Annotated in this window: 10 protein-coding genes; 1 reads left to right on the top strand and 9 read right to left on the bottom strand. The window is 38.0% G+C overall.

The features are described from left to right. Positions 1-182: 182 nt before the first annotated feature. Positions 183-1,142 (top strand): tetratricopeptide repeat protein, encoded by a 960-nt coding sequence (locus NSTC745_RS06240; protein ID WP_445636375.1) that lies wholly within the window; start codon positions 183-185, stop codon positions 1,140-1,142. 71 nt (positions 1,143-1,213) lie between these two features. Here NSTC745_RS06240 and NSTC745_RS06235 read toward each other — a convergent pair whose 3' ends face one another. From NSTC745_RS06235 to NSTC745_RS06195, 9 genes are all read right to left on the bottom strand, one after another. Then, positions 1,214-1,870: a hypothetical protein gene (locus tag NSTC745_RS06235; protein WP_445636374.1), complete on the bottom strand. Its 657-nt coding sequence runs from the start codon at positions 1,868-1,870 to the stop codon at positions 1,214-1,216. Positions 1,871-2,094: 224 nt separating this feature from the next. Next, positions 2,095-3,372, bottom strand: coding sequence for a glycosyltransferase (locus NSTC745_RS06230; protein WP_445636373.1), 1,278 nt, complete (start codon positions 3,370-3,372; stop codon positions 2,095-2,097). Positions 3,373-3,997: 625 nt separating this feature from the next. Further along, the gene (locus NSTC745_RS06225; protein WP_445638542.1) at positions 3,998-5,257 is read right to left on the bottom strand and encodes a glycosyltransferase; all 1,260 of its coding nucleotides are present in this window, start codon (positions 5,255-5,257) and stop codon (positions 3,998-4,000) included. A gap of 138 nt (positions 5,258-5,395) precedes the next feature. After that, positions 5,396-5,863 (bottom strand): DUF2141 domain-containing protein, encoded by a 468-nt coding sequence (locus NSTC745_RS06220; protein ID WP_445636372.1) that lies wholly within the window; start codon positions 5,861-5,863, stop codon positions 5,396-5,398. A 168-nt stretch (positions 5,864-6,031) separates the two neighbouring features. After that, a complete protein-coding gene (locus NSTC745_RS06215; RefSeq protein ID WP_445636371.1) occupies positions 6,032-6,997 on the bottom strand; it encodes a glycosyltransferase family 2 protein in 966 nt (321 codons plus the stop codon). A 266-nt stretch (positions 6,998-7,263) separates the two neighbouring features. Continuing rightward, a complete protein-coding gene (locus tag NSTC745_RS06210; RefSeq protein ID WP_445636370.1) occupies positions 7,264-8,268 on the bottom strand; it encodes an NAD-dependent epimerase/dehydratase family protein in 1,005 nt (334 codons plus the stop codon). Between the two features lie 98 nt (positions 8,269-8,366). Beyond that, on the bottom strand, positions 8,367-9,545 hold the full coding sequence (gene devC, locus NSTC745_RS06205) for an ABC transporter permease DevC (RefSeq protein WP_445636369.1): 1,179 nt from the start codon (positions 9,543-9,545) through the stop codon (positions 8,367-8,369). A 135-nt stretch (positions 9,546-9,680) separates the two neighbouring features. Next, positions 9,681-10,889 carry an ABC exporter membrane fusion protein gene (locus NSTC745_RS06200; RefSeq protein ID WP_445636368.1) on the bottom strand — a complete coding sequence of 403 codons (1,209 nt, stop codon included), beginning with the start codon at positions 10,887-10,889 and terminating at the stop codon, positions 9,681-9,683. Between the two features lie 1,603 nt (positions 10,890-12,492). Next, positions 12,493-12,654, bottom strand: a complete 162-nt coding sequence (locus NSTC745_RS06195; RefSeq protein WP_445636367.1) for a hypothetical protein — start codon at positions 12,652-12,654, stop codon at positions 12,493-12,495. Positions 12,655-12,772: the final 118 nt, after the last annotated feature.

Genomic DNA, 12,772 nt, shown 5'->3' with positions numbered 1-12,772 from the left:
TGATGAAAATCCTCGTTTTTAGGCAAAATGTACGAGGATCTGAAGGTTTTAATACATCAGTTACAAATTCGCTGAATTACTTATAATTGGAAACTCTGCGTACATTAAACCTAATTACAAGTATTCACACGAACTTGATATTACCTACTAGTTTAGTTCTGTTAGCAATGCGAGATATCATTATGAGTCGCTTTTACCGATTCATGCTCAATTTTGGTATTGCCTTCGCACTCGTCTGTTTTTTTATCGCTTCACCTGGGTACTCGTTACCCACTACCATTACTGAAATTACAGCCGGAGATTTTTTCAAGTTAGGAATTGAAAAAATGCAGCATGGCAGTTACGCAGAAGCTATTGAAAATTTTACCGAGGCAATTAAGCTCAAAAATGATTTTGCTCCGGCTTATAACCATCGCTGTCTTGTTTATCTAAAACTAAAAGATTATCAAAATGCGATCGCCGATTGCAATCAAGCTCTGAATCTTACACCCAACAATGTAGAAGCACATCTACACCGAGGACTAGCATACTACAGACAAGGGAATTATCAAGCAGCGATCGCAGATTACGATGGAGCGATCGCACTCAAACCTAATGATTTTAAAGCTTATTACAATCGAGGGGTAGCTCGTGCTATGTTGGGCGATCGACTACAAGCAATATCAGATTACGAACTGGCACTAACTAATATTCCCCAAACATCTGGCGTACTGAAAGCGGATATCTATAACGATAGAGGAATTGCTCGTTTTGAGTTATTGGATTTAAAAGCAGCTATGCTCGACTTCTCAAAGGCAATTGCTATCAATCCCAATGATTACAGAGCTTATTATAATCGGGGTTGTGCTTGTACCAGAAGTGGCGATCGCTCTTGCGCTGTTAGGGATTTTACGGAATCGCTCAAACTTAACCCAACCAACGCCCAAGCTTATCTAAATCGGGGTATAGCTTACCATCAGCTTGGCCGCGAACCAGCGGCAATTGCAGATTTACGAAAGGCGCTGGAATACTTTGCCCAACAGGGAGACACTACAACCTATGAACTAACTTTAGCTTTACTGAAAAATTTACAGCGGCAACTCTCATTGTTATCAGAAATTGCTTTGCTGAAACAAGAACGGCAATCATTCATCCCAGTTTAAAGCAAAATTAGTTTTGTCAACAGTAATTAAGCTGCAAATGAACTAATTTACTAAGTATCTAATTTAGCTGATTAATCAGTTATCAAGGTTTGGGCTGATTTATGTTTACGCTTTAGCCGTAAGCCTACACTTAGGACTCCACAACAGAATGCACCCAATACAAAATTAGGTTCGGGAACACTGGTAAAAGTTGACTTATTTTCGTTTGCGATCCCATTCCAAGAACCAAACTCGTACAACTCTAAGGCATAGCTAAACAAACCATCTGAATCACCAACAAGTTGCACAGGGGCTGAGAATTTGAGGACAGTACCATCAAGGGTGTATGGTACTGAACCCCGAATATTACCCCAGCCTCCTGAATTTGGTTCCTCCGATCCAATTGGGAAGACATTACGTATCCGAACATCACCTCCAACGTTGATTTCTTCTCCTCGAATAATGGTCTCAAGGCTGGCATAGAAAGGCGATGTTTCACTAAAAACAGGAAATTTACCATCTGTGTTGATAAAGTATTGAAAAGAGTCGGCTTGCCTACCAAATTCATCAACTGAAAAAAAGTCTGGAACCCTATTAAAATTTATAGTAAATAATATTTCTTGAGTATCAAGATTCACAACTGCCGACTCTGATTCAGCAAATAGTTCTGCTTGGGCTATTTGCCCTGTACTAAAAGCAATTAAAGCTGCTCCTGCTATAGATATCGATAACTTGCGTAAATAAATCATAGGTATTACTTTATCAAGCAAATATTATGAGAATAATACAGCTATCAGCATACTATTAAAAGCTATTACAGTAACTTCACTGTAAATTCATAAAAATTTTACCTGAATTTTAATAGTTATCAAGCAATGTCAGGATATTTACTTAAAGTACTGCCTTCGCACACAAGAATTTGCGATCGCTAGTATCTATTACTAGCGATCGCCTTAAGATATGTTTGCGATCGCTATAGTTTTATAGCGCCTGTACTTACCTCCACTTTCTTCGATCCTTCAACAATTTGATAGAGTTTGTCTTCAAATTTTTCCATACATGTTGACCAATCGAAATCGATTATCGAGGGGCGAGCGTTTGTAGTCATTTCTGCCTTCAACTCAGGATTTCCTAGAATCGCAATTACCTTTTGGGCAAAGTCTATTGAGTTGTTAGGTTGGGCTAGGAAGCCGTTATGGCCTGGAGATACCTGTTCTGAGGTTGAAGGTGCAACAACAGCAATCAGAGGGGTTCCAGAGGCTAGAGCTTCGTTGTTTGTGGTGCAGAAGTTTTCGGTGATAGAGGGGTTAACAAAAATATCGGCTCTAGCAAACCAACCTAAAAGTTCCGTACCGTGGGATTCACCCCAGATAGTAATACCCGATGCAAACTTTTGGGCACGTTCGCGAATTTCTCGATCCTGCGGGCCGCTACCAACAATTACCAGATGGACATCAGGGATTTTGGCAGCAATGAGGGGATATATATCAATGAGTTGGTTGACATTCTTTTCGGCCGTAATCCGTCCGACAAACAATAAAGTTGGTCGTTTATCGTTGGGAATTGGGTCGTAACAAATATTTCGTGGGTGGAATTTTTCGCAATCTATACCTTGATAAGAAAGATATTCAGCACGTTGGCATTTGAAAGCTTTGTATTTCTTGAGTTGTTCTTGGGAAGGAAAGAAATTCAAGTCATACGAGTTGCTAAACTGTTTCACCAAAATGGGAATGATGGGACGAACTAAACTGAAGAATTTCTTTCCAAAGTAATATTTGATGTACTCAACAATATCTGTATGGAAAAGCGATATTATTGGCGTACCTGTTCGTCTTGCGTATTGTGTCCCCACAGGGCGACCGTAACCTTGCAAGAAAAATGAGTATAAACCTCTCATTTGTGGTGCTTCTTCAACCACTATAATGTCTGGCTTAAACTTCTCTAACAGCTTGGTATCACTCCAATGTCGGTAGTGCAATGGTTGGGGAAGAGACTTGTAGAAGATTAATGGTTTTGTGGGAAATGCGTAAGTAGTTAAGTTAGGAAAAGATTGGATTTCACTTAATCCTGGCATGGGGCGATCGCCAACATTTTTCGGGTAGCGATCGTTAATTTGTGGATGAATTAGAAAAACCTCATGTCCCTGTTCCAATAACCAACGAACTCGTTGATGTACTGCTACAGATACTCCAGTTAAGAAAGGAGCGTACAAGCCTGTAAATAGGGCAATGCGGAGTTTTTGCTTAGTCATATCAAAAAGGAATTATTTCACGAAAATGCTGGTTTTGGACTTAGGACTTACGCAGCAATGTTTCATGAAAAGTAAGAAATCAGAAATCAGAATTCAGAATTCAGAATTCAGAATATTTTTCTCCTCAAACTTAAAAATTTAAAAAATCAATAAGTTATAGTAAGCCTGATTTTTTGATTACTCAAAATCTAAAATTTGAGGGCTTTTTTCTTACTATTAACATCCTGATTTTGGCTCAGTAATTCCCGCTAATACATTTCACTTTAGGATTTACGCATTGATAAACAGTCTCAGTTTGAGATTGTGGAAAAGATATTTCCGATTCTTAATCAGAAATTATCAAAACCTGAAAAACTTAGTCAAAATTCCCCTTAATATATTTTTCAACCCTTGCTTGTAATGCAACAATGTGTAACAAGGGTTATCGTTAATATAATCTACTAAAAAATAAGATAATATAAATTCAGCACTAGGGAATGTTTAGTCTGATAATTTTCATAGCCCTAGTTGATATTGACAGCAGATTTAAAGAAAAGCGAACTATGCTATATATATCTCAAAGCTACCCAGAAAGCCTATTCTAATTCTGACTCCTGAATTCTGACTCCTGAATTCTGAATTCTATTCAAAGAGAAATCTTACTATTAACAGGCTGATCTAACCATTGATAGGGGCGATATTCTACTAAGCGAATATTCCAAGCTCCTCGAACCCGATAGCTGAGGCTGCGCCAGGTGACTGTTGAAGCCCACAAAGACGATAGCATTGCTAACCCATAAACCCATTGTGTTAACGGAATGCCAATCAACATTTTAACAATGGTAGGGGCTGATAATTTAGTTATTGGCTGGTCATTTAAGCGAACCACTTGCTGTATGCCTAACTCCAAAACGAGCATCAGCAAAAGTAATCCTACAATATAGACGCTGTAGCAGACAAATAATAGAGATGCAGCTTCCCATTTTGCCTCTAATAATGAGTCTAAAATTAACATTATTACTGTAGTCGGAAACAGAATACTAGAAATAGCTTCACTAACTATAGCCAACCAACGCGGGTGATAAAGTCGAGAACAAAGTATCAAGCGCTTGAGAGAGTCTAGTAAGCTGAATAAATCAATTTCTTCCCGATTAACTGTTAGTAAAGTAGGTACAAACTTAACCTTTAGTCCATGTATTTTTAGGACATCGTGAATCATGAAATCTTCGCTTAAAGCTTGTGCCCACTTATCTAAAAGTTCTGTTTGGTGAAGCACTTCTGTTTTCATAGCTAAAGTTCCGCCCCAAGGAATTTGGAAGAGAAACATTTGCACAACCGTCGATACATTGCCTATATATCGCACTAAAGATCCCCAATACCTGCCTGTTGGCACATACCAACGGTTACCGGTTGTGGCGCCAACATTAGCATCTCCTAGAGGACTGACTAATTCTCGCAACCAATTGCGATGAACTATAGTATCAGCATCTACTAAAGCAACTACTTTATAGGAATCGTCTAACTCACGAACGGCCTGCACTAAAGAACTACATTTGAGACTACAATTATTGCGTACTATTCTCAAAGGACTAATTTGAACATTAGTCGCTTCTTGTTCTATGATAGTTTCGCTGGCAATTTTCCAAGCTGGATCTTCCTGGCTATCAATAACTAACTTTAAATCATAATTTGGATAGTTTTGATTTAGGAGCGATCGCAAGCAATTATGTAAAAACGGATCTGCTCCCCGTAGGCAAAGAATTACTGCTGTTTTAGGCAACTCTTCATCTGGTAATAAAGTCTTGCGAGATGAGCGTAGATACCAAACAAAGATTAGCGTTAAACATACCTGAATAACTAGCCAACCCATCAAAGACTTAGACAGAAATATTGCCAAATCTTCCATTAAATTCTCCGAGAATAGGGCATGGGGCATGGGGCATTGGAAGTGTGGGGAGATGGGGTGGTGGGGTGGTGGGGCGATGGGGTATAATTCTCTCCGCATCTCCCCATCTCCTTATCTCCCCATCTTCCCCAGTCCCTTTTATGAATCCAAAGAGTATTTCATAACAATGTTGACTGTGGTATTTTTGTTGACTACAAAACTGGCATCACGAAACTTTGGTGTGCCTGTTTGTATTGACACAGTTGGATTTTTGGATAGGCCAAAACCTTCTGTAGGAATACCAAAAAAGTCTTTATTGAGTTTGCGATCGCCATTTTGATCGTCAACTACAGCAACAGCATAAGTCCCAGGTTTTAAACCAGAGAATTCTTTTGTTACAGAAGTGCCTGTAATCTTAGCGCAGCCACTTTTAACTTCACTAGTACTATTCATGGGAAATCCTTTTTCGCCTCCAAAAACTCGGAAGCAAATCTCACCTTTTTGGTGACGGACTCCATTGACTACAATACTCAGTTTTGCTGTTGATTCAGCATTCACTGTTTTTGCAAAGCTAATGCCCATTAAAGTAGCAAGCAAAAAGTAAGGTAATTGAGATAGTTTCAGCATAATTTTGTAGTGAAAATTGGTTACTTTGGAAAACTATGGAAAAAATCACTAAGTCAACATTCACAACTTAAAACTAAAAAGAGATGAAATATTAAAAAACGTTTTTCCTTCTTCTCTTTTTACTTTTTGATTTTACTGTTAACAATTCATTCAAAGTGTAATATTTTGTTATGAAAATGAAGTTTTTCGCCAGTTTAATGCAAGTCTATGTAACACTTTGAGCAAATCTTTCAGTAACAAATATTCTGTGCCTTTCAACTTATGTTGCAGGCTTATATGGCAACAGAACCGCTCATACAAACTTATGGGGCTACACCAGATGGATAGCAAATACTCCCATAAGATTCTCCAATGTGGTAATAGGATTTTTCCTTTTTTTGCTGAATCAAACCACACTGTATACCCATAAAAATCAGGTAATCTTCTGAATGAAGATGCATGGTTGTTGTTTGCTACCAACAAATAATTGGGAAAAAACATACTCATGGATTGTTGCGGATGGCTTCTAGCAAAGAACAAGTATTCTGGAATTTCATAAAATTTCCCCAGAAGACCAAGCCTTGACAACAAAATTCCATCTGCATTACCATAACCACCCATAGGCGGTATTTTTTTCAGAGCGCTAGCACGAATTACGCCATAGCACTGATAACATAGATGTTTAGCCAGTAATTCGTGAAAGCGTTGGTGTGGCTTTAGAGCATCTGTCTTGAGTTTGATATCGTAGTTTTGAAGAAACTTTCCTTGTTCGTCAATAAAGTATACTTGGGTGTGGCACAAAATAATGCTAGGGTCGCGATCGAGTACTTCAACACATTTACTGATAAAATCGGGAGCGTGTAGATCGTCATAGGCTGCCCATTTAAAATACTCACCCGAAGATAATTCAAAGACACGATTGAAGTTACGAGCGCAACCAATGTTATGCTGATTGCGGTAGTAACGAATCCGTTTGTCTTTGTTGGCGTATGCTCTACAAATTTCTTCAGTTTTATCTGTCGATGCATTATCTGAAATAATTAGTTCAAAATCTTCAAAGGTTTGAGCCAAGAGTGAATCTAAGGCTTGTTGAAGAAATTTTTCCCCATTGTATACAGGTAATCCAACACTCAATCGTGGCTGATTGCTACTCATATAGCGTTCCTAAATGAGTTGTGAATTAGTTGTGAAGGTAGGCAATAGGCAATAGGCAACAGATTTTTTACGAATGATTTAGGATTGCCTTATCACACAAGTATTCAGACAATCTGTTGATTATTTTAGGCGTAACTACAGCTAATTGTTAGCCAAATGCAACGTCATAAGTTAGACTTCAGAAGTCAGAATAATTTGATACCAAGACTTTTAATAAAATAAAGAATCAATCGCGCCTCTTGTACAGACGCGATTCATAGCGTCTCCTATTTCACTAAATTTTCAATCTCTGTTTTTTGCAGCCATTCATGTGTACGCTGCATACCTTCTTCTAGGTCAATTGTTGGTTTATAATTTAACAAACTTTGGGCTTTAGCAATGGAACACGCATAAGGACGAGTCATAAAATCTACAGATTCCGGTAAAATATCGGCTTTTTTCCGAAACAATTTTTGTCCTTGAGCGCGTAGCTTGAGAAACAATTTCATTTCATCTTTTGGTAATGAAAGAGGTGCTGGTAAACCTTCCATTGCTGCTAAGCGCATGAAATACTCTTTCCAAGAAGTTTGTTGTCCGTCGGTGATATTAAATATTTCTCCGTAAGTCTGTTTTTCTATCGCCAGAAAGATGGCATCAATCAGATTATCTACATATACATGATTGATGACTCCTTTACCATCGTTGGCATAGGCGAATAATTTTTGGCGCATCATCAGAATTGGTTTGACTATCCAAGGAATACTTCCAGGGCCGTAAATATCACCTGCACGAATGATAATAACGCCAAAATCTGGGGAATTATTTAATTCTAATAGTGCTGTTTCTGCTTCTATTTTTGTTTGACAATAGGGATTATTTTCCCCAGAAAGTAATCCGGTTTCTGTAATACCATCACAATAGTTGAAACCATAAACCATTACACTAGAGAGATGGACAAAAGTGTTAACGCCTGCTTGCTTTGCAGCCTTGGCAATATTAACAGCACCCTTAACGTTGACATCACGAAAATCATTAATTGAGCCAGCTTCTTTAGTAATTTGCTCTGTATGTAAAACGATGTTTATTCCCTGACAAGCTTTTTGGGCAATGGTAGGATCTGTGATACTACCAGTAATTAGTTCAATGCCTAAATTTTCTGCTGTTTTGTTCTGTTCTTTAGAACTTTGTAATCCACGGACTTTTATTCCTTGAGCTATGGCTAATTCGGCTGCACGCAAGCCGACAAATTCATTAATTCCGGTAATCAGGAGAGTTTTGTTTTTGAAGTTCATAGAGTAAAAGATATACCAATTTTGGATTTGAGATTTGGAATTTGGGATTCCATTTTTGATTCTGTCTCACGCAAAGACGCAGAGAGAGGAAGTGATGTTTAGAAAATATCTCCTGGATCTGCGGAACGGAGTTTATTGATGGCGAGTCCTCCGGAAGTTATGCATATTAAAACTGTTGATGTTAAGACCAATACTGCATTGTTAGCGGTCATAATTATTGGCAACTTAGTTGCTTCCATTGCAAAATCGTATAACAATACAGAAGTAAGGAAGCCTGGAATATAACCTAAAATTGCCAGAATTAAAGCTTGTTGAAATACCACATTCAACAGATATCTATTGGCATAACCTATGGCTTTTAATGTGGCATAAGCAACAAACTGTGTAGCAATATTGCTGTAAAGAATTTGATACACAATTACTACTCCAACCACAGAAGCCATTGTTAACATCAGGTTGAGTATGAAACCAATAGGTGTTCTAACAGACCAATATTTTTTCTCAAAATCAATAAAGCCTTGGCGTGTAAAAACCTGCACATCATTTGGCAAGCTTGCCTGCAAATCTTTTAGCACTGTTTGTGCATCAGTACCAGGTTTAAGGGTTATCAAACCGACATCTATCATATCTGCCGGACGAGTATTAGGATTTATCCTTAAGAAAGTTGAGTCACTGACAACTAAGTTGCCATCTACCCCAAAGGAAGGCCCTAAACTGAATAAGCCACCAATCCTAACTTTATAGCCAATTAATGAATTAAAGGGAAATATTTCAATTGTCTGCCCTGTATCTCCAGCATCAAATTTTTTCGCTATTGGACCAAATTCTGTGCGAGACATTCTGTCAAAAAGCATGACATCGGGAATTTTGAGCTTATCTATATTTTGCTCAATTTCTGCGATGTTCATCACTGGGTTGCCTGGGTCAAAACCGATAACATATATTGAATATTTTTCGCCAGTTACCGGATTTTTCAGTTTGGCAAATTGCAAATACATTGGGCTAACTGACTGTACGCCGTTAAACCCTAAAGCTTGATACAAACGAGTCCGCGAAAAGCTTTGATTTGAGGTCAAAGATTTATATTGCGAACTTACTAAAAATAAATCTCCTTTGAGATTTTGATGCACTGCGGTTGCGCTAGAATAAAGTGCATCTTGAAAACCAAGTTGCACAAACATCAGCAGCACAATAAAAGCAATCCCGGCTACAGCTACTGCTAAACGGACTTTTTGCTGGGCTAGCTGTAGCCATGCTAAAGGAATTTTAAAATTCATAAATTAGTTATTAGTTATTAGTCATTAGTTATTAGTCATTAGTCATTAGTCATTAGTCATTAGTTATTGGACATTTTTCATTAATGAATAAATGCCAATTCCCAATGCCCCATGCCCAATGCCCAATGCCCTAAACTAAATCTGTATGGCAACATCTACTTGTAAGTTGGTTAACCGCGCAACTCTTTCGCTGTCAGCGGGATTATCGATGGAGATTTTTACCTCAACTATTCTGCGGTCTGTGTCTGAACCTGGGTTGAGGCTGAAGATGCTTTGTTTGTCAACTTGCCAACCAATCTCTTTGACGGTTCCTTTTAATGTTCCAGGAAATGCAGTGCTGGTGATGTTGGCTTTTTGTCCGACACGCACTTTTTGAACGTCGGTTTGATACACCTCTGCGATCGCATTCATTTGCGATGTTTTACCTATCTCAGCAAATCCTGTGGTGGTGCTGATTACTTCTCCGGTTTTGGCGTGAATTTTCAATATTTTGCCATTAATGGGAGATTTTATGTAACTTAAATCCAAGTCTGCTTTTGCTTGTTGAACAGAAGTTGTTGCGCTGTTGACTTCAGTTTGTGCGACTTGAACATCTACGCTACGCACTTCGCTAATACTCTTGAGTTGCGCTTGTGCTTGCTTGAGTTGTTCTTGGTATGTGCCTTCAGTACGTGTTTTGCTGGCTTGGGCTTCTGTGAGTTGCTGTTGTGTAGTTTTGAGTTGCAATGCTTTGCTGTCTGCTACGGAAGCTGCGATCGCACCTTGTTTATATAATTGCTGATAGCGATCGTTTTCAGCTTGAGCGTTATCTACCTGAGCCTGGACGCGGGCAATTGTCGCGTCTTGGGTAGCAATGTCTCCTTTATATTGTGACTCTAAACGAGCGATCGCTGCTTTTTGAGCGTCGATGTCTCCGGTTTTCGCCCCAGATTTCACCTGCGCTAGTTTAGCTTTGCTAACTTGCAGTTGGTCTTTAGCCTGTTGCAGGGCTGTTTTTGCACGACCATAAGTTTCTAGATATGCCAATACTTGCCCAGCCCTAACTGCCTCTCCTTCTTTGACTAACAGTTTTTCGACTCGCACGCCATTATTAGCATTGGGAGCATTCAAAGAAATAACGTCACCGTCTGGCTGCAAACGTCCTAAGGCTGTGACAGCAACTTTTGTCGGGGTGGTGGGTTTTACAGGATTCGCTGGTTGTGTTTCAACTTTGGTTTTCGGCCAAAATGTTGCGAAACTATATAAAGTGACTAATCCCGTTGCTAAGGCGATAGAAGCTGCTAAAATTACTCGCGATCGCACAACAGGTTTTCTAAATAATCGGCTTTCTTTATTTACTGCCATATTTTCATTCCAATTCTTACTAGGGGATAGCTGAAATGGCTATATTTAATCGATAAGGGATAAGAATTCAGAATTCAGAATTCAGAACTCAGGAGTCAGAATTCAGAACTCAGGAGTCAGAATTCAAAATTTAGAAGGAGTTTAGTATGGTTGGTATATTGATAAATCAAATGTTTTCCTGATTCTTTAACTTTTTTGAGTCTCGAACTTCTGATGCTTGCGGTGAACTGCATCAATGACGGAAACTGTGGCTAAGAGTTCATTCTGAATTCTGAATTCTGAGTTCTGAATTCTTATGGTAGTGTTACTTGAAAGCTTCTTTAGTTATATCGTTACTTGTCCTCGCATCCAGTAGCGTAAAATACAATAGCGCTAGCCAGAAAACTTAACTATCAAGAATAATGAAGCGCCGAAAAATCAACTCAAAAAATTGAATAACCTTGTTTTTGAGTATGACTACAAAATTTTAATTTGTCAACCGTTTGACTTGGCATAAATCCTGATTTCCTCATCAAAATATTTTTCACATTCAGATGCGATTATCGCGGTTAACCACTACAAAAGCTTTTTTAGCCAAGCTTTTCAGCATTATTAAATAGCCGCTAGCCCATAAAAATATTAACAAATTTTTGTTGGTAATGTTGTGTAAGGTTAGACATTCTCATCTTTTTAAGCAACGGCAAGGTCTATTTGATTATGTTTAGTATGCAACATATTCAAAATTAACAATTGCTTTATAGATAACCATTTTGCTTTTTGTTTATATTTATATTAAAAAATCATCAAAAACATTACTTGAATTATGCTGTTTTCTTGAGAAAAATACTTATAGTTCTTCTCTTTCTTGATGTGTCCATGCAATTCTTACTTAATCAGCAAGAAATTGATACTGTTATTTTTGAAGCCTAAATCAGCCCTTAAATGTAGGGTGTGTTATGCCGTAGACTAACGCACCATCAAGAATTCAAGGTGTGTTGTCGCGCGGCGCAACGCACCCTACATCTAAGATAATTCTGTTATTGATATATTTTTTGAGTTGAAAATTATACTAGAATGCTAAACTATACGCAAAATAGATATCAACAATAATCTAATTGTTTATAAAAAAAGTTTAAAGTAATCATTTAGTTTATATAAAGCGTGTTATTGTTTTTATTAATTCAACGCTAAAAAGCTGTGAGGTAAATTAGTTATTTAATTAAGGTTTTGAAGGTAGAAATAACTAAATCTAATTGCTTGTCCATCACCTTATGAACGTTTAATTACTTTTTCACATTGCATAAATTCCGATTAAAGGTGATGTTTTTTGTAACGAACTTGTCAACTTTTCTGGGTTGAATCCCATAAAATGTATTATCCTGGACGTTGAAACTGGCTATGACATTTATCAAGAAACAGAACGTTGTCATTAATACCAGCTACGTTGCTGCGGTTAGGCTTGATAATCAAACTATTGCGGTCAAAAAAAACGTTTCTGTTCTCTTAGCTGCTCTTCAATTTCTACTGTTCAGCAGGATACGATTGTTCAAAATATTAACCATCAATAATGGGATTTTGGATTTTGCGACAAGTCGGTGCGCTGGCTATCGGCGCTATGAAATTTTCAATATGGATTTTGGATTTTGACCGACTTATTGCGGGTGGCAAAAATTTTAAATTGCGAATCTAAAAGACACTCGCGGACTCGGCGGGAGCTAACTATCGCAAGTTTAAAATACCAAATTAGTTGAGCGATCGCCACACTTTCAAGAATCAAGCCTTGCATAACATTTTTACACGATGCTGTGAGCCAAAATTGCCTGTAAACCTAAGGCTTTATTAGGGCAGTATGTCGTGTGGTGTTGATTGGGAGAAAAGCAATTAGTGCAGATTAATATTGCTAA

Source organism: Nostoc sp. DSM 114161, assembly GCF_052692665.1.
The sequence above is the reverse complement of the archived record's forward strand: the minus strand, read 5'-3'. Positions and strand labels throughout refer to the sequence as shown.